This window comes from uncultured Tateyamaria sp. (assembly GCF_947504105.1).
Taxonomy (GTDB): Bacteria; Pseudomonadota; Alphaproteobacteria; order Rhodobacterales; family Rhodobacteraceae; genus Tateyamaria.
On sequence record NZ_CANNGP010000003.1, the window covers coordinates 103713 to 122240 of the forward strand.

The 18528-nt window shown below is 59.6% G+C and carries 20 protein-coding genes; 14 read left to right on the plus strand and 6 right to left on the minus strand.

Annotated elements, in window-relative coordinates:
- Positions 1-43 precede the first annotated feature (43 nt).
- The 12 genes from Q1A75_RS03195 (at position 44) to Q1A75_RS03250 (ending at position 9740) form a co-directional block, all read left to right on the plus strand.
- Positions 44-499: a universal stress protein gene (locus Q1A75_RS03195; protein ID WP_299201441.1), complete on the plus strand. Its 456-nt coding sequence runs from the start codon at positions 44-46 to the stop codon at positions 497-499.
- Positions 500-600: 101 nt separating this feature from the next.
- A complete protein-coding gene (locus Q1A75_RS03200; protein ID WP_299546919.1) occupies positions 601-1164 on the plus strand; it encodes a NifU family protein in 564 nt (187 codons plus the stop codon).
- Positions 1154-1585: a GFA family protein gene (locus tag Q1A75_RS03205; RefSeq protein ID WP_299546922.1), complete on the plus strand. Its 432-nt coding sequence runs from the start codon at positions 1154-1156 to the stop codon at positions 1583-1585. The genes Q1A75_RS03200 and Q1A75_RS03205 overlap by 11 nt, the downstream gene beginning before the upstream one ends.
- Positions 1582-2154 carry a tRNA (adenosine(37)-N6)-threonylcarbamoyltransferase complex dimerization subunit type 1 TsaB gene (gene tsaB / locus Q1A75_RS03210; RefSeq protein WP_299546925.1) on the plus strand — a complete coding sequence of 191 codons (573 nt, stop codon included), beginning with the start codon at positions 1582-1584 and terminating at the stop codon, positions 2152-2154. The genes Q1A75_RS03205 and tsaB overlap by 4 nt, the downstream gene beginning before the upstream one ends.
- A complete protein-coding gene (gene rimI, locus Q1A75_RS03215; RefSeq protein ID WP_366142169.1) occupies positions 2151-2726 on the plus strand; it encodes a ribosomal protein S18-alanine N-acetyltransferase in 576 nt (191 codons plus the stop codon). Before tsaB ends, rimI begins: the two co-directional genes overlap by 4 nt.
- A gap of 69 nt (positions 2727-2795) precedes the next feature.
- Positions 2796-3791 (plus strand): BMP family ABC transporter substrate-binding protein, encoded by a 996-nt coding sequence (locus Q1A75_RS03220; RefSeq protein WP_299546929.1) that lies wholly within the window; start codon positions 2796-2798, stop codon positions 3789-3791.
- 72 nt (positions 3792-3863) lie between these two features.
- Entirely contained in the window at positions 3864-4220 is a 357-nt protein-coding gene (locus Q1A75_RS03225; protein ID WP_299591830.1) for a nuclear transport factor 2 family protein, read from the plus strand.
- Positions 4217-5812, plus strand: coding sequence for an ABC transporter ATP-binding protein (locus Q1A75_RS03230; RefSeq protein WP_299591828.1), 1596 nt, complete (start codon positions 4217-4219; stop codon positions 5810-5812). The genes Q1A75_RS03225 and Q1A75_RS03230 overlap by 4 nt, the downstream gene beginning before the upstream one ends.
- A 3-nt stretch (positions 5813-5815) precedes the next feature.
- On the plus strand, positions 5816-6934 hold the full coding sequence (locus tag Q1A75_RS03235; protein WP_299546498.1) for an ABC transporter permease: 1119 nt from the start codon (positions 5816-5818) through the stop codon (positions 6932-6934).
- A gap of 5 nt (positions 6935-6939) precedes the next feature.
- Positions 6940-7914, plus strand: coding sequence for an ABC transporter permease (locus Q1A75_RS03240; RefSeq protein ID WP_299546500.1), 975 nt, complete (start codon positions 6940-6942; stop codon positions 7912-7914).
- A 156-nt stretch (positions 7915-8070) separates the two neighbouring features.
- The gene (locus Q1A75_RS03245; protein WP_299546501.1) at positions 8071-8988 is read left to right on the plus strand and encodes a sulfite exporter TauE/SafE family protein; all 918 of its coding nucleotides are present in this window, start codon (positions 8071-8073) and stop codon (positions 8986-8988) included.
- Positions 8988-9740, plus strand: a complete 753-nt coding sequence (locus Q1A75_RS03250; RefSeq protein ID WP_299546503.1) for a TIGR02186 family protein — start codon at positions 8988-8990, stop codon at positions 9738-9740. The genes Q1A75_RS03245 and Q1A75_RS03250 overlap by 1 nt, the downstream gene beginning before the upstream one ends.
- Here Q1A75_RS03250 and Q1A75_RS03255 read toward each other — a convergent pair.
- From Q1A75_RS03255 to Q1A75_RS03280, 6 genes are all read right to left on the minus strand, one after another.
- Positions 9737-11269, minus strand: coding sequence for an AAA family ATPase (locus Q1A75_RS03255; RefSeq protein WP_299546505.1), 1533 nt, complete (start codon positions 11267-11269; stop codon positions 9737-9739). The genes Q1A75_RS03250 and Q1A75_RS03255 overlap by 4 nt on opposite strands.
- A 41-nt stretch (positions 11270-11310) precedes the next feature.
- Entirely contained in the window at positions 11311-11946 is a 636-nt protein-coding gene (locus tag Q1A75_RS03260) for an acyl-homoserine-lactone synthase (RefSeq protein ID WP_299546507.1), read from the minus strand.
- A 114-nt stretch (positions 11947-12060) separates the two neighbouring features.
- On the minus strand, positions 12061-12792 hold the full coding sequence (locus Q1A75_RS03265; RefSeq protein ID WP_299546509.1) for an autoinducer binding domain-containing protein: 732 nt from the start codon (positions 12790-12792) through the stop codon (positions 12061-12063).
- The gene (locus Q1A75_RS03270; protein WP_299546511.1) at positions 12728-12934 is read right to left on the minus strand and encodes a hypothetical protein; all 207 of its coding nucleotides are present in this window, start codon (positions 12932-12934) and stop codon (positions 12728-12730) included. Before Q1A75_RS03270 ends, Q1A75_RS03265 begins: the two co-directional genes overlap by 65 nt.
- A 215-nt stretch (positions 12935-13149) precedes the next feature.
- Complete coding sequence (gene ccrA / locus Q1A75_RS03275) at positions 13150-14430, minus strand: crotonyl-CoA carboxylase/reductase (RefSeq protein WP_299546513.1); 1281 nt, start codon at positions 14428-14430, stop codon at positions 13150-13152.
- A 111-nt stretch (positions 14431-14541) separates the two neighbouring features.
- Positions 14542-15930, minus strand: coding sequence for a 1-acyl-sn-glycerol-3-phosphate acyltransferase (locus Q1A75_RS03280; protein WP_299546515.1), 1389 nt, complete (start codon positions 15928-15930; stop codon positions 14542-14544).
- 82 nt (positions 15931-16012) lie between these two features.
- On the opposite strand from Q1A75_RS03280, the gene Q1A75_RS03285 reads away from it, so the two are divergent.
- Positions 16013-16408: a hypothetical protein gene (locus Q1A75_RS03285; protein ID WP_299546517.1), complete on the plus strand. Its 396-nt coding sequence runs from the start codon at positions 16013-16015 to the stop codon at positions 16406-16408.
- Positions 16409-16482: 74 nt separating this feature from the next.
- Complete coding sequence (locus Q1A75_RS03290) at positions 16483-18453, plus strand: protein meaA (RefSeq protein WP_299546519.1); 1971 nt, start codon at positions 16483-16485, stop codon at positions 18451-18453.
- Positions 18454-18528: the final 75 nt, after the last annotated feature.

The following is an 18528-nucleotide window of genomic DNA, read 5'->3' on the forward strand; positions in this document are numbered from 1 at the left end:
GCGGACGTTGGGCCATTGTGCCGGCACGTGAGCGGAGGACAGGATGCGCAAATTTCTGGTGGTGCTGGATGACAGCCGTGAGTGCCTGAACGCGATGCGCTTTGCAGCAATGCGGGCCAATCACACGGGCGGTGGCGTTGCAATTCTGTCGGTGATCCCGCCCGACGAGTTCAATCACTGGATCGGTGTTGGCAATGTCATGCGCGAGGAGGCCCGCGAGCGCATCCACGCACATTTCGAGGTGTTCGCCAAGTGGATGCGCGACAAGCAGGGTATCGACCCAGAGCTGGTTATCCGCGAGGGACAGGCCGTGGACGAGATCATGGCGCAGGTCCATGATGACCCAGAGATCGGTGTATTGGTGTTGGGGGCCGGGACGGACAAGAAGGGCCCTGGCCCGCTTGTCACGCAGCTGAGCCGCAACGCAGGCAATCTGCCCATTCCTATGACCGTCGTGCCGGGCGATTTGAGCAAAGAGAAGCTGGAAGCCATCACCTGATCGCTTGGCGCTGTCGCCTCGCGCACTTTAGAATCGTTCCAAACCTTGACAGTGTGCCGTCTCATCCGCATATCCTAGTGTAACGCTCAGGAGCTGTGCCCATGTTCATCCAAACCGAATCCACACCGAACCCCGCGACGCTGAAATTCCTGCCCGGCCAATCCGTTTTGGACATGGGCACCGCCGATTTTCCGACAGCCGAGGCGGCGGACAAATCACCGCTCGCCAAGCGCATCTTCGCGGTCGAAGGTGTAACGGGCGTATTCTTTGGCACCGACTTTGTCACCGTGACCAAGGCGGACGCGGTCGATTGGGATCATATCAAGCCTGCCCTGCTGGGCGCGATCATGGAGCATTTCCAATCTGGCCAGCCGGTCATGGATGATGGCCACGCCCCGGCGTCGGGCCATGCAGAGCATGATGGTGAAGATGCCGCCGTTGTTGATCAGATCAAGGAACTCCTCGACAGCCGGGTACGCCCTGCTGTTGCACAGGACGGCGGCGACATCACCTTCCACGGCTTTGACCGCGGCGTTGTCTACCTGCACATGCAGGGTGCCTGCGCGGGCTGCCCCTCTTCGACCCTGACGCTGAAGATGGGGATCGAGAACCTGCTGCGCCATTATATTCCCGAGGTGACAGAGGTACGCCCTGTTGCCGTCTGACCCTACCGGGCCGATCACGGCCCGATGCTATTGCGGTGCGTCCCGACTGACGCTGGATAAACCACCTTTCACGGTGGCTTATTGCCATTGCGACGATTGCCGTCGGTGGACTGGCGCGCCGGTCGCAGCCTTTGCCGCCTTTGATCGGGCCGATGTGATCGTACAATTGCGGGATGCATTTCGGGGTGCCGCTGGTGTCGAACGCTGGACATGTCCCACCTGTCATGCGCCGCTGGGGTCTGCCTTCGACTACTTGCCGGACCAGATCTATGTCCCCATCGGGATCATTGACCAAGCGGAGCAGCTTGCACCCGCGATGCACAGTCATGCTGGCAGTACGTTGCCGTGGCTGCATATCGACGACGACCTGCCCCGTTCCGATGCGTCGGCGCGTGAGGCATTAAACACTGTGACCGAATGACAGCACCTTTGATCCTCGGCTTTGACACGTCTGCGGCGCATTGTGCCGCGGCGCTGGTGCGTGGTGATATGGTGTTGGTTGCCGTCGGAGAAAAGATGGCGCGCGGACAGGCCGAGCGGTTGATGGGATTGCTTGAGGAGGTGTTGAACGGCCAAGGCGTGACCTGGGCGGATCTGGATGCGTTGGCCGTGGGAACCGGACCAGGCAACTTCACCGGCATTCGCATCGGCGTGTCGGCGGCGCGCGGCTTGGCCCTTGGGCTGGGATGCCCCGCCTACGGCGTCACAGGTTTCGAGGCCCGGACGCGGCTTGCACCAGACGGAACGACCGTCGCTATCCCGGCCCCCCGTGACATGGTCTATGTCACGGGGAGTGGCAAAGCGCAGTTGCAACCGGCCGTGGAGATCTCGAACAGTGCCCCGCATCCCACCCCGGCGGAATTGGCCACCGCCATTGCGCAATACGCTGCCTCTGTCTGGCCGACCGAGGTACCATCGCCGGCCCCGTTCTACGTCCGCCCTCCGGATGCAGCACCAGCGCGGGATGCGCCGCCACAGATCCTGTCATGACACCGGATACGCTTGCCGCTTTGCATCGGGCAGCCTTTACCCGAGAACGCCCTTGGTCGGCGCAGGAGTTTGCCGATCTTCTGGCGAATCCCCACACACAGCTGAGCGCATCCGAGCATGGATTCGCCCTGTGGCGCGGGATAGCGGGCGAGGCAGAGTTACTCACCATTGCCGTAGATCCGGCACATCAGGACCGCGGAATTGGAACACAGTTGATGAATTCATGGATGTCTGAGGCGGCCGGGACATGTACCAGCGCCTTTCTTGACGTTGCATCGGACAACGCCAGCGCCATCGCACTCTACACGCGCCAAGGCTTTGAAATCATTGCAACCCGCACCAACTACTACCACCGCCCGGACAGCCGCGCCGACGCACTGATCATGCGCACTAGCCTTCCCTTCTCTGTTTCAAGAAAATCCTCGGGGGGGCTCCGACCCCAGGGCGGAGCGGGGGCAGACAGCCCCCTGCCTACCCAATCAGCTTTGCGCAAGGTTAGCCTCCATCACACTTGCCCAAACGGTCAAAAAGCGGTTGACCCCACCCCGCCCCTGCGGCCTAATCCCCTATGATCTTTTGATCCCGGGCGTGGGTGGCCCGCCGCCACCGCCCCAACCATGATAAACTGGGAGACCTGATACATGACCATGATGCAGAAATTCCTTGGCGCGACCGCGGCCCTGGCCCTGTCCGCAGGTGCTGCGCTGGCTGAACCCGCGCTGATCTTCGATCTGGGCGGCAAGTTCGACAAATCCTTTAACGAAGCCGCTTTCAACGGCGCGAAGCGTTGGGCCGACGAAACCGGCAACAGCTTCCGCGAAATCGAGCTGCAATCCGAAGCGCAGCGCGAGCAGGCCCTGCGCCGCTTTGCCGAGTCAGGGTCGAACCCGATCGTCATGGCCGGTTTTGCCTTTGCTGACGCGCTGGGCCAGGTCGCTGCCGATTACCCTGACACCAAGTTCACCATCATCGACATGGTTGTGGACGCCCCCAACGTGCGCTCGGTCGTCTTTAACGAGCACGAGGGCAGCTACCTGGTCGGCATGATGGCCGCGCAGGCCAGCGAATCCGGCACTGTCGGCTTCATTGGCGGCATGGACATCCCACTTATCCGCAAATTTGCGTGCGGCTACGCGCAGGGCGTCAAAGCCGTGAATGCCGACGCAACAGTCATCGCCAACATGACAGGCACCACACCTGCTGCATGGAACGACCCTGTTAAGGGATCTGAGCTGACCAAAGCACAGATCAGCCAAGGCGCTGACGTTGTGTACGCCGCAGCGGGCGGCACAGGCGTGGGTGTTCTGCAGACGGCAGCCGACGAAGACATCCTGTCGATCGGCGTAGACAGCAACCAGAACTACCTGCATTCGGGCAAAGTTCTGACGTCGATGATGAAGCGCGTGGACAACGCCGTCTTCCAGGCCTTCACCGATGGTGTCGATATGGAAACCGGCTTTAACGTCATGGGTCTGGCCAACGGGGGCGTGGGCTATGCACTGGACGAGCACAACGCAGCCCTGGTGTCGGACGAGATGAAGGCCGCTGTCGATACGGCATCCGCCGAGATCGCCGGTGGTACGTTGACCGTTCACGACTACATGTCGGACGACAGCTGCCCCGTGCTGAACTTCTGATCCGATCAAAATCAAACAAGGGCCGCGCCGCACATCATGTGGCGCGGCCTGCCGTTCAAGCTGGCGCATTGCATGACTTTGGAACTACAACCCGTATTCGATACCTGGGGTGAGCCAGACGCAGCCGCGCGCGCCGCTTTGGTTACGCCAGCCTTGAGCGATGATTTCTATTATCCAGACCCGCACGCGACGCACCCCTGCCAGGGTTTGCCGACCTTTCTGGACTTTCTGACCATGTTCACTGGTCGCGTGCCTGGTGCCGTTGCAAAGGTGACCGGCGCATCCAGCCACAACACACACACCCGCGCCACCCTCGACCTGACCCGCGACGGAGCCCGCATGGCGCGTGTACAATACTTCATCGACCACAACGCAGACGGCAAGCTGACGCGTATGGTCGGCTTCATGGGAACGGAAGACACCGCATGACAGCCCCCGCAATCGAACTCAAAGGCATCTCCAAAGCCTTCGGCCCCGTTCAGGCCAACAAGGACATCTCGATTCGCGTGATGCCCGGCACGATCCACGGGATCATTGGCGAAAACGGCGCCGGAAAGTCCACGCTGATGTCGATCCTGTATGGTTTCTACAAGGCCGACGCGGGCGAGGTTTTCATCTCGGGCCAGAAGACAGAGATCCCTGATAGCCAGGCGGCGATTGCCGCAGGCATCGGCATGGTGTTCCAGCATTTCAAGCTGGTCGAAAACTTCACCGTGCTGGAAAACATCATCCTGGGCGCGGAGGATGGCGGGCTGTTGAAGCCGTCCCTGTCCAAGGCCCGCAAGACACTGCTGGAGCTGGAAAAGGAATACGACCTCAAGGTCGATCCCGACGCAGTTATCGAACAGATCGGCGTGGGCATGCAGCAGCGGGTCGAGATCCTCAAGGCCCTGTACCGGCAGGCCAATATCCTGACCCTCGATGAGCCTACGGGCGTGCTGACACCAGCCGAGGCCGACCAGCTGTTCCGCATCCTTGGCCGTCTCAAGGAAGAGGGCAAGACGATCATACTGATCACGCACAAGCTGCGCGAGATCATGGACATCACCGACACCGTCAGCGTGATGCGCCGGGGCGAGATGACGGCCACGGTCAAGACCGCTGAAACCAGTCCCGAAGAGCTCGCAGAGCTGATGGTGGGCCGCAAGGTTTTGCTGCGTGTGGACAAGGAACCGGCGACGCCGGGCGATGTTGTGCTGGACGTCAAGAACCTGAAAGTTGTTGACGACCAAGGGGTTGAGCGCTTGCGCGGCATTGATCTGCAAGTGCGGGCGGGCGAGATCCTTGGCATCGCAGGTGTTGCGGGCAATGGTCAATCCGAACTGCTCGAAGTGCTGGGCGGTTATGAAGATGCCACGGGCACTGTGACGCTGAACGGCGCCCCCATCGACCTGACGGGCAAATACTCGGACGGGCGATCGCGCCGGGACCGGGGCATCGCCCACGTGCCCGAAGATCGCCAGCGCGAAGGTCTGATCATGGACTTCGCCGCATGGGAAAACACGGCCTTTGGCTATCACAGGGATGCGGCCTACACCTCGGGCCTGCTGAGCAACAACGCAGCCATCAAGGCGGATACGGCTGAAAAGATGGAGCGCTTTGACGTGCGCCCGCCGCACCCGCATTTGGCGGCAAAGAACTTTTCCGGCGGCAACCAGCAAAAGATTGTCCTCGCGCGCGAGATTGAGCGCAACCCGGACCTGCTTCTGATCGGTCAACCGACGCGCGGCGTGGATATCGGAGCCATCGAGTTCATCCACCAGCAGATCGTCGCCCTGCGTGATCAGGGCAAGGCGATCCTGCTGGTGTCGGTCGAGCTTGAAGAAATCCTAGGTCTGGCCGACCGCGTTGCCGTGATGTTCGACGGGCAAATCATGGGTGAACGCCTGACCACGGAGACGGACGAAAAGGAATTGGGCTTGCTGATGGCGGGTATTACCGACACAGACAAACCCCACACGATAGCCGAGATCGAAGCCAACCTCGCCCAAGCGCACGGCAATCCGCACAAGGAGATCTGAACCATGGATGTGATGCCAAAATGGGCCGAGGTGATCCTTGTTCCGCTGATCTCCCTGATCCTTGCGGCGCTTCTGTCGGCGCTGGTGATCCTTGCCATTGGTGAGAATCCGGTAGAAGCCGTGAACCTGATGGTCACTGGCGCGGTTGGGTCGACCTATGGCTGGGGTTACACGCTCTACTACGCGACCAACTTCATGTTTACCGGGCTGGCCGTGTCCGTGGCGTTCCACGCCGGGCTGTTCAACATTGGTGGCGAAGGTCAGGCCATGTTGGGCGGGCTTGGCGTTGCCCTTGTGTTGCTGTTCATTCCCTGGCCGCATTGGACCATCGCCTTGTTGGCTGCAACGGCGGGTGCTGCCGTCTTTGGCGCACTTTGGGCCGCGATCCCGGCCTATCTGCAAGCCAAGCGGGGCAGCCATATCGTGATCACCACGATCATGTTCAACTTCATCGCGGCGGCCGTTCTGAACTACATGCTCGTCAACCAGTTGCGCCCTGCGGGCAGCATGGACCCCGCCACCGAGCGGTTCCGCGAAGCTGTGCATCTGCCGAGCCTACACGAGATGCTGGCCCCCATTGGCATCAACTTCTCCAAGGCAGCACCGGCAAACGTGTCGCTGGTCATCGCCATTATCGCCTGTGTTCTGGTCTGGCTGTTGATCTGGCGCACGCCCTTGGGCCTTGAGATCCGGTCCTATGGCAAATCGGGCCGCGCCGCCAAATATGCAGGTATCGGGGCCGTGCGCATCACCATGATCGCCATGCTGATCTCGGGCGCCCTTGCAGGCATGATGGCGATCAATAACGTGATGGGTGAGGCCGAGCGGCTGGTCCTGAACGCTGTTGAAGGCACAGGCTTTATCGGTATCGCGGTGGCACTGATGGGTCGCAGCCATCCCTTCGGCGTCTTCCTGGCCGCGATCCTGTTCGGGTTCCTGTACCAGGGTGGGGCTGAGCTGGCGCTGTGGACATCGATTCCACGTGAGTTGATAGTCGTCATTCAGGCGCTTGTGATCCTGTTTACGGGTGCACTGGACAATATGGTGCGGATGCCGCTTGAACGGATATTCCTCGCGGTGCGCACTGCGCGTGCGTCCAAATCGGTCGGACCGGCGGAGTAGTTAACATGGATTTTCTCGCCCTTTTCGACCTCTCGGTCCTCGACTCAACCGTCCGTCTGACGACGCCTCTGCTGCTGGCCTGCCTCGCCGGTCTGTTCTCGGAACGTGCGGGCATCTTCGACATCGGCCTTGAAGGCAAGATGTTGTTTGCGGCCTTTTTCTCTGCTGCCGTAGCGGCCATGACGGGCTCTGTCTGGCTTGGGCTTTTGGCCGGTATCGCCGCGTCGATGGCTTTGTCCGGTATCCATGGCCTTGCCTCGATCACCTTCCGCGGCAACCAGTTGATCTCGGGCGTGGCCATCAACTTTCTGGCCGCAGGCATGACCGTGTTGATCGCGCAGGATTGGTTTCAGCAGGGTGGGCGCACTCCATCGCTGATCGGCGGTGGTCGGTTCGAGCCGATCACCCTGCCATTTGCCAATGCGCTGAACGGCGTACCTTTCTTTGGTCCGATCTATGCCGAACTGATCTCGGGCCACTCCATCCTTGTTTACGTCTCGCTTCTGGCCGTGCCCGGCACATGGTGGCTTTTGTTCCGCACCCGCTTTGGTCTGCGGCTGCGTGCTGTGGGCGAGAACCCGGCTGCGGTGGATACAGCCGGTGTATCGGTCATGGGCCTGCGCTTTGTTGCCGTGGGTATCTGCGGCATCCTGTGCGGGATCGCAGGCGCCTACCTGGCCACTGGCCTGCAAGCGGGCTTCGTCAAGGATATGACCGCCGGTCGTGGCTTTATCGCGCTGGCAGCCCTTATTTTTGCCAAGTGGCGCCCCTGGCATGCGCTGTGGGCCACATTGCTGTTTGGCTATCTTCAAGCCATCGCGCTGCGCCCTGACATCATCGAAGGCGCGCTTGGGTTCAGAGTGCAGGTCCAGCTTCTGGACGCCCTGCCCTACATCCTGACCGTCGTCATCCTTGCGGGTTTCGTGGGCAAAGCGATTCCCCCCCGCGCCGGGGGCGAGCCCTATGTCAAAGAACGGTAAGGCGCATCCTGATGCGCCGCCAATGCCACCCGATCTTAAGGCGCACATACCTGTGCGCCCTGCGATAGGTCCAGATTCCTCACAAACTTAACCCCAGTTTGCTGCGTGGCGGCATGACATCTTGATTTCCCATACCCCGCCGTCCTAACAGTACCCATGCAAATCTACCTGCCCATCGCCGAGGTATCGGTCAACGCGTTCCTCCTTTTGGGGTTGGGCGGAATGGTGGGTGTTCTGTCCGGCATGTTTGGCGTCGGTGGCGGCTTTCTCATGACGCCCCTCTTGTTCTTCATCGGCATCCCGCCCGCCGTCGCCGTTGCAACGGAAGCGAACCAGATTGTCGCCTCGTCCTTCTCGGGCGTGCTTGCCCATCTCAGGCGTAAAACGGTCGATCTGAAAATGGGAACGGTGCTGCTGGTTGGCGGCCTCATAGGGGCGGCCCTGGGCGTGCTGCTCTTCAACTATCTCAAGTCACTGGGTCAGGTCGATCTGCTGGTGCGCCTGTGCTATGTCGTGTTCCTGGGTGTCATTGGTGCCTTGATGTTCGTCGAAAGCCTGAATGCGATCCGCAAGACAGCCAAGGGCACGGCGATCCCCACCCGCAAGAAACACGGGCTGATCCACAAGCTGCCCTTCAAGATGCGCTTCCGGGTGTCGGGCCTGTATATCTCGGTCATTCCGCCGCTGCTGGTGGGATTGAGTGTTGGCATCCTTGCCGCCATCATGGGTGTTGGTGGTGGGTTCATCATGGTGCCTGCGATGATCTACCTGCTGGGCATGCCGACCAAGGTGGTTGTGGGCACATCGCTGTTCCAGATCATTTTTGTCACCGCTTTCACCACCATGCTGCACGCCACCACGAACTATACCGTGGACATTGTGCTGGCAGTCCTGTTGCTGGTCGGTGGTGTGATCGGCGCGCAGATAGGCACCCGTATTGGCGTGAGGATGAAGGCCGAACAGCTGCGCATCTTGCTTGCCCTGATGGTATTGGTGGTCTGCGGCAAGCTGGCCTTTGACCTGCTTGTCATGCCATCCGAACTGTTCTCGGTTGGCGCGACGGAGGGACACTGATGTTGCGGTGGCTCGCCTTGCTCATCCTTGTCGCGCTGCCCGCTTGGGCGGAAGAGGTCGTGCTGGGCCTGAGCCAGAACGAGGTAGCAATTACAACAAGCTTTAACGGCTCCGAAATCCTGATCTTTGGCGCCGTCAAGCGCGAGGCCCCGATGCCCGAGGGTGAGTTGGGTGTCATCGTCACGATCGCCGGTCCACCCGAACCCGTTACGGTGCGCCGCAAGGAACGCCGGTTTGGCATCTGGGTCAACACCGAAGCCGTCGAAATCGACGGCGCCCCCAGCTACTACGCGGTCGCTTCAAGCGCGCCGCTGGACGAGGTTCTGGGCATCCGTGAAAACCTGGAACACCGCGTGTCAGTGACCAGCAAACTGAATGCCGTGGGTGCCCCCGACACGGTTCTGGATGCGAGCGCCTATGTCGCCGCCCTGATCCGTATCAACACCGCGGCAGAGACCTTTCAACTGCTTGAGGACCAGGTTGTCGTCGATGAAGACACGCTGTTCCGGACCCGTATCCGCCTACCGGCTGCGTTGACAGAGGGTGCTTATGGCACGCGTATCTTTCTGACCCGGGATGGGGAGGTTGTCGCCAATTATGAGACAACCATTGACGTACGAAAGGTCGGATTGGAACGCTGGCTGTTCACTTTGAGCCGCGAAAACCCGTTCTGGTACGGGTTGATGTCGCTGGCCATCGCCATTGCAGCCGGCTGGACCGCGTCAGCGGCGTTTTCGGTGCTCAGGAACTAGACGTCCGGTTCTTCGGCCGCGAGCGTGAGCGTCGCCGCCGGAACGCTGCGCAGATCATCCACTCTGAGCGGTCCTGCCGGCTTCGACAACCTGTTGCGCACTACCCAGATCAACCGATCCTGCGCCCGCGTGATCGCGACATACGCAAGCCGCTTCCAGAGGGGCTGCCCCGCTTCGGTTCGGTTCATCCGGGCAGCAGCATAAAGGTCGGGCGCGAACACCTGAACGGTGTCCCATTGCGATCCTTGCGCCTTGTGGATTGTCACCGCCGAACCATGGAGAAATGTCGCACCCATGCGGGCCGCATAGGGGATAAAAGGTTCTTCTTCGTCCGGTTTTTCTATCTTCACAATTGAGGCGGCAGAGACCTGGGGGTCTTCTGCCCCGATCACGTGCAAGCGGGAAAAGCCGGGTTTGCGCCCTTCGCCAAGATAGACAACCTGCGCGCCCTTGATCAGCCCGCGCGCCTCTAGGTCAAGCCGCTTCTTGCGGTGCTTCAGCGGCAGCTCAAGCCCATCGCAGATCAGCGGCTCACCCTCGATCAACCGATCATCAGGCGCGTCGTACACGGCCCGGAACGCGTTGATCAAACGGATGCGGGTGGCGTTGCGCCAGACAAGGACCGGACTGCGCGCCATCAAGTCCACCTCGACCCGCTGGCCCCACACGACGCGCTCGTCACGGGTGGCTGCCTCCTCCACCATCTTCTCGAACCGGTAGAAGTCGACCTGTGGGTCGGCCAGCGCGTGCGCGAGATCGAGGATCGGGTTGTCCGCCGCCTGCCTGTGGATGCGGCCCAGGTTCATGACCCGGCGTTCGGGCAGCTTGTCGAACACCATCGCGCCGGATTGGTTGACCGGAGCCAATTGTGCAGGATCACCAAACAGCAAGAGGGTTGGGAAAATCTCTTTCAGATCCTCGAACTGTTTGTCATCCAGCATCGAGGCTTCGTCGATGAAGCCGATATCAAGCGGTTCCTCGCGCCGTTTCCAGCCGGTTATGAAGTCGCTGCCACGCAGCCCTGCAGCGGCCAATGCGCCGGGGATGGATTTGTTGGTCTGGTAAAAGGCATGGGCACGGTCGAGGGCCTGATCCGTCAGCCCTTCGACTTCGGGCCGGTCCCCATTGCCGGCCAACCATTCAGCGATGCGCTCGTACTCTGGGTCATAGACGGGCGTATAAAGGATGCGGTGGATGGTTGTAGCGGGCACCCCGCGAAAGCGCAACACGCTGGCCGCCTTGTTCGTGGGAGCCAGGATGGCAAGGGTACGGCGGTCCTTGCGTCTGCGGGATTCGTAGTCACCCGAAACGATTTCAACCCCTGCCGCCTCAAGCGCCTTGTAAAGCTCGGAGAGAAGAAGGGTCTTTCCCGATCCGGCTTTGCCCGTGATGGCCATGACGGATGTAGCATTGGATTTCGGGGGTGTCAGAAGCGCGTCATCAAGGTCAATGCCCGCCCCCCGCAGCATCTCGGTCACGGTGTCAAAGGCGGACGCCTGATCATCGGAAAGGGCAAGTGCGGTGGACATGTCGCGACCCTATAGGCGGGGCGCGGCAGGTGCCAGCGGGATCAGGCGCTGCGGGCGAACTCGCGACGGGGTGCCGTGCCGAAGGCATGGTCGAACCACCGGCGTGATCGTTCCATCGGCACGCCTGCGCGTTCGGCCACGGTAGTGGCGGCCCGATCATCAAAGTGCCATAGCCCAACGCTGATCTGGTCACGGCCAGTGCCCGCACTGCCCAGCACCTCGGGCGAGGACCCGATCATGCGGTAGATACGCACCATGCGCGCATCGAACACGCCGACGAAATGCTCGATCCCGAAATTCTGCATGATCTCGCCCCCGCCCAGCATAAGGGCGGCGGCAACGTGGCCACCGGCCCCGCGGGTCAGGCAGAAACGGGTGCATTCCCAGATCATCGGGCTGGCAATGGGTCCAGAGATTAGGTCACCAAAGTGTTCGTTCACCATAGTGCGCCCCGTCGTGGGCAAAAACCGCATGGAGCCACCGTGCGACCCATCGGGTTCTTCCCAGATGACATAAAGCGGGTTCAGATCGTCGTACTCATCCCGCTCGCACCCATCCTGATCCACATTCACATCCCACCCCAATCGGGTTTTGAATTGGTCCGCACGGTCACGGAACATCGTGCGAGAAAGTTTGGGATAATCGCCAAGATCAGAGGCATAAACGTAACGCAGCATCGGAGTACTCCTAGTCAAACCGGGGAGGGTGTGACCAAAAGGCTACCGTAACGTAAGTTAATATCTTGTACGCATGCCCGTCCGTTGTGTTGCCCTCTCAAGCAACAAGCGTTTTCACACGACGATCAACCCCCGGCTCATGGCCCGGGCAACGGCATGTGTCGTGTTCATGGCACCCAGTTTGAACCGGGCGCTTTCGATGTAGACGCGCAGGGTATGCTCCGAGATCGAAAGCGTGTCGGCCACCTGCGCGCGGCTATATCCCATGGCCAGAAAGGTCATTGCGTCAACCTCGCGCGGGCTGAGCGCCTGGGATTGTTCCGGCGCCCGATCCGGTTCGAAATCGAGCGCCTTTTCGTTGAACGTGTGCGCAATCAGGATCAGGTCACGGCGATGTGCGTCTGTCCATTCGGCCCACGTCTTGTCGTCGCATGAGTGGCTGACCGTAAAGAGTGCAAATTGCCCATTCGGGCCCCGGATCGGCACCGAGAACCCCTGGTTCCCGACCCCGTGCTTTATGGCTTCTGCCTGGAATGTGCGGGCGGGCTTGCTGCTCCAGTCCAACCGTTTCCAGTCAACAGGGTGAAATCTTTGAAAACACCCAAGAATAACCGGATCCACTCGCAGGTAGTTCTGCTCAAGGTACCGATCACGCCAGGCATCCGAATACGTGCCGCAACCATACTGATCCCCGGCGGAATCAACCCAGTGGTACACCACGTGATCGATCCTGTAGTGGTCACGTATTTCTTCGGACGCCGCCTGAAGGGCGGCGAGGCCCTCAGCTTGTTCCAAATCCTCCAAAATAGGTTCCAACGGCTGCCTCGCCGTCGTGGCGCTGACCATCTTGTGTTTCCCTCATCGCGGCGATCTCGGCCATCGCGACGATTGCTGTGTCATCCAACTGCTCGGCGAGGGCGGGCATGTCGTTGGCGCGGGCAAACGTCTTTAGGTCCGTCAGAACGTCCAGTATCCAGTCACTTTTCATGATCAGACTCACTCCCGAGTGGTTAACGAAAGGTTAACACAACTATAGCATGTGTTAACTCGGCTCGAAAATTCACGTATTTCCCCTCCCCAGAAATAGCGAGGCGGTAATTTCCAAGTCATTGATCCCGTTAGATCCCCCTCAGAACGCGAAAACGCCCACGAAACCAGAGAGTGATTCGCGGGCATTTATACTCATCTCTGGCGTGTATGTTGTTAACGCCGCGCCTCCAGCGCGTCCTCAAGCGTGCGCAAGCCCGTTTTGGGCGCTTGCACCAAAACGGACATGTTGCCGGGCTTATGTTCGTTGCGCAGCATCTTCATGTGGGCTTCGGGCAAATCGTTCCAGGCAAAGACTTCGGACATGCACGGGTCAAGACGGCGCTCAACCATCAGGTGGTTGGCAGCCGACGCCTGCTTGAGGTGGGCGAAGTGGCTGCCCTGCAGACGCTTCTGGTGCATCCACATGTAGCGCACGTCGAAGGTCAGATTGTAGCCGGTGGTGCCGGCGCAGATCACGACCATGCCGCCCTTCTTGCAGACGAAGGTCGAGACCGGGAATGTGCTTTCACCGGGGTGTTCGAACACCATGTCAACGTTCACGCCCTTGCCGGTGATCTCCCAGATCGCCTTGCCGAACTTCCGCGCTTCTTTGAACCATTCTGCATATTCCGGCGTGTTGACCGTGGGCAGTTGGCCCCAGCAGTTGAAGTCCTTGCGGTTGATCACGCCCTTGGCGCCGAGGTCCATGACGAAGTCGCGTTTGCTTTCGTCACTGATAACACCAATCGCGTTTGCACCGGCGGTGTTGATCAGCTGAATCGCGTAGGATCCGAGGCCGCCGGACGCGCCCCAGACCAGAACGTTCTGGCCAGGCTTCAAGTCATGTGGTTCGTGGCCAAACAGCATGCGGTAAGCAGTGGCAAGCGTCAGCGTGTAACAGGCGCTTTCTTCCCATGTCAGGTGCTTGGGCCGCGGCATCAACTGCTGCGCTTGCACATTGGTGAACTGGGCGAAGGATCCGTCAGGGGTTTCATAGCCCCAGATGCGCTGGCTTTCCGAATACATCGGGTCACCGCCGTTGCAATGCTCGTCGTCGCCGTCGTCCTGATTGCAGTGGATCACCACTTCATCACCGACTTTCCAACGCTTTACCTTGTCACCCACGGCCCAGACGATACCCGAGGCGTCGGAACCGGCGATATGAAACGGTTGACCGTGCCCGTCAAAAGGCGAGATCGGCTTGCCCAAGCTGGCCCAGACACCGTTGTAGTTCACCCCAGCCGCCATCACGAGCACCAACACCTCGTGGCTGTCGAGCTTTGGCACGTCGACCACTTCCAACTGCATCGCCGTGTCCGGTTCACCATGCCGTTCGCGGCGAATGGCCCACGCATACATTTGTTTCGGGACGAACCCCATGGGAGGAATTTCCCCCATCTCGTAGAGGTCTTTTTCAGGTGCGTCGTAGGACGCGATGCCAGTATCGAGTGCCATGTTCAGCCTCCGGGTTGAAAATTCCGTGCCGCAGCGCAGAATCGACTGCGTTACGGCTGAATATGGCTCGACACGAAATAAAGCAACCCATGCTTTGTCATTTTTGTAACTTTATGACTTTGCATTCGCAGCATCTTCGAGTGCAATGCTGTCAGGATACAGATCGTCAATTGAGTTGGCATAGAAGCGGGAAAGATCCTGCTCAGCACTCACCATGGCCCATCCATCATTCATCCGGCGGATCATACCGCGCCGTTCCATGTCGCCCAACGCACGGGAAACCCTTTCGGTCAATTCATCTTCCATCAAGGGCGGGCGCGTGCCACGCGCAGATGGCATGGCCGTTTTGATCTTGTGAGTCAGATCGGCATCCGTGATCGGTGCATCAACTTGCAAAAGCGTGCGCGCAATCAGCGGCACAAACGGTACGGGCATGACATCCTGAATACGCCCGCGCAGCGTTTCTGCCAGTGTGTCGATATCATGGTCCTGACCGAGCGCAGCAAGGGAGACTGGCGGCCCAAAGACAACAGAGGCCGTTCCGAACTTACGGTATCGCCGCGTGATCCATTGCCAGAGCAGCCGCAATATCTCTGCCATCACGACTGTGATACTAACGCCAAAGCGCCGATCCCCCCGTTTGTCGGCAGCGATCAGAACACGGTCTTCGAGCACGCGATCATAGTTGATCGCGACCGGAACAAAGACCACGTCGCGCTTGCTTGGGTCATATCCTTCGACCACATAGGATAAGAGCCCCATCTTGAGCGGCATCAACCGACCATTCACGCTCAGCCCGCCTTCGGGAAAGATGGCCTGGGTCACCCCCCCCTCGGTCGCCATGCGCACATAGCGCGCCAAAACTTTGCGATAGAGCGCGCCACGCGCCTTACGTCGGATGAAGTAGGCGCCCATGGACTTGATCAGACGAGAAAGTGGCCAGACCCGCGCCCATTCCCCCACGGCGTAACTGAGAGCCGAAGCGCGTGCAGCGAGATATGTGACAAGCACGTAGTCCATATTGCTGCGGTGGTTCATCACGAAGACCACCGTCGCATCAGGGTCTACGCTTTGGATTTGCTGATCGTTGTTCAGTCCTGTGCGCACATCGTAAAGCGCCGTTGCCAGCCAGCGGGCCACGCGCGCGCCAAAGCTGAAATAGGCGAAGGCAGAAAAACTGGGTACGATTTCGCGCGCATACCAGCGGGCCTGTTCGAAAGCTACGTTCTCGGGCACATCGTTCTCATTGGCATGCTGAACGATCGCCTCTGTCACCTCCGGGTCGTAGATCAAACGCTGGATCATGTCGTGACGACGCGCCAACTTGAATGGCTCAATGGGCCGGGTCAGCCGCTCGTTCAGTCGGCTCACCGCCCGCTCGAGCCGCCGTCGAAAGAACCAGCGCACCGATGGGAACAGGAAATGCGAGGCAAAGGTCACCGCCGCGAACAACACGATCAGCACAAAGAGCCAGAGGGGGAGTTCAACCGATCTCATCATCGCGTGGACCCTCGCAGGCGTATGGGGGCGGGGCAAGCAAAATGGGCTGGTCTTTCCACTGTCACGGCCTGAAAGTGGCCCCATGTATGACGGAGATTCATTCTACACCCTGACAGCTTGGGGGCAGGTCGGTCTTGCCGTCGTATCGCTGCTCTTTGCCGTTATCGCCCTTGGGTTTACGCGCTTGCTCGTGTTGCGTCGTCCATTGATCATCCGCATTCCTGTATGGCTGGTCGCTTTCATCACCTTCGTTTGGGCGTCACCACAAGGCTACTATACCTATTACCGCATGATCTTTGACGGGCTGCCGGCACAATCAGTGATAAAGGCCCCGTCCCCACCTGAAGAGATATTGGCGCTGCTGACTTTTACCGGACCAACGACATTGTCGGCCCACGGCGTAGGTGTTCTGGGTTGGTTGATGTGCGCGGTCGCCGTCTGGCCGCAACGCAGAAAATGCCGCAACGCAGCGGATTGACTGCACCACAAAATTACCTATACCTCACACCATACGAAATTTTGTTACCCAGCCGATTCACGGGAGAGTATGCCATGTCGCAGCCTGCACAGAAAGACCGCCCCTGGTTGATCCGCACATATGCCGGGCACTCGACCGCCGCCGCATCGAACGCGCTGTACCGGTCGAACCTGGCCAAAGGGCAGACCGGTTTGTCGGTTGCTTTCGACCTGCCAACGCAAACCGGCTATGACAGCGACCACGTTTTGGCGCGCGGTGAGGTCGGCAAGGTTGGTGTCCCCGTGGCGCATTTGGGCGATATGCGCACGCTGTTCTCGGGTATTCCACTGGAACAGATGAACACGTCGATGACGATCAATGCAACCGCCCCTTGGCTGTTGTCACTCTATATCGCCGTGGCCGAGGAACAGGGCGCAGATGTATCCAAGCTGCAAGGCACCGTCCAAAACGATCTGATCAAGGAATATCTGAGCCGCGGTACTTACATCTGCCCACCAAAACCATCGCTCAAGATGATCGCGGATGTCGCGGAATACTGTTATTCCAATGTGCCGAAATGGAACCCGATGAATGTGTGTTCCTATCACCTACAAGAAGCTGGTGCGACGCCCGAGCAGGAATTGGCATTTGCGCTTGCCACGGCAACAGCCGTTCTGGACGAATTGAAGCCGCGTATCGATCCGGCTGACTTTCCCGCCGTCGTGGGGCGCATTTCTTTCTTTGTAAATGCAGGTATCCGGTTCGTGACAGAGATGTGCAAAATGCGCGCCTTTGTCGATCTGTGGGACGAGATTTGCGCCAAACGCAATGGCGTGACAGATCCGAAATTCCGCCGCTTCCGCTATGGCGTCCAGGTCAATTCCCTGGGACTGACGGAACAGCAGCCGGAAAACAACGTCTACCGTATTCTTATTGAAATGCTGGCAGTGACCTTGTCGAAAAAGGCGCGGGCCCGGGCGGTGCAATTGCCCGCGTGGAACGAAGCACTGGGCCTACCCCGTCCATGGGACCAGCAATGGTCGATGCGGATGCAGCAGATCATGGCCTTTGAAACCGACCTTCTGGAGTATGATGACCTTTTTGACGGCAATCCCGCAATCGATGCAAAGGTCGCTGAATTGAAAGCCGGTGCGCGCCACGAATTGGAAAATCTTGATGCAATGGGCGGGGCTATTGCGGCAATCGACTATATGAAAGCGCAATTGGTGCAATCCAACGCAGAGCGCCTGAACCGTATCGAAAAAGGTGAAACGGTTGTTGTAGGTGTGAACAAGTATCAGGCCGGGGAACCGTCTCCGCTGATGACGGGAGATGGTGGGATCATGGTTGTCGATCCCGCAGTGGAGCAGGAACAGATTGACCGCTTGAACATCTGGCGGGCGGATCGGGACGATGCTGCAGTTCAGTCTGCGCTCGCGGATTTGCGCGCGGCTGCCAAGGCAGGCGAGAACGTCATGCCCGCCTCGATCGTCTGCGCGAAGGTTGGTGTGACCACAGGAGAATGGGCCGCGCAAATGCGTGCAGCGCATGGCGAATACCGCGGACCAACGGGCGTGTCGTCAGGCCGTTCCAACATGACCGAAGGGCTGGATGATCTGCGAGACGCGGTTGACGCGGTGAGTGATCGCCTGGGCCGCCGTTTGAAATTCCTGGTGGGCAAACCGGGCCTTGACGGACATTCGAACGGTGCCGAACAGATTGCTGTCCGCGCCCGCGATTGTGGGATGGACATCGCCTATGAGGGCATCCGTTTGACACCGGAGGAGATCGTGGCCGCCGCCCGTGATGATGACGCACATGTGGTTGGTCTGTCGATCCTCTCAGGCAGTCATATTCCGTTGGTCGAGGATCTGATGCAGCGTATGCAGGCCGCCGGGCTGGGCCATGTGCCGGTGATTGTCGGTGGCATCATTCCAGATGATGACGCCGACCGGCTGCGGGCCATGGGGGTTGCGCGGGTCTATACGCCCAAGGACTTTGAGTTGAATACCATCATGCAGGACATCGTGACATTGGCGGATCCAAAGGCAGTGGCCGCGGAATAGAAGCGCAGTGAACCACCACCGGTTGCGCCCCAATTGATCATCGGTTTTTTGGTCCATTGCAAATGCGCTACAGTC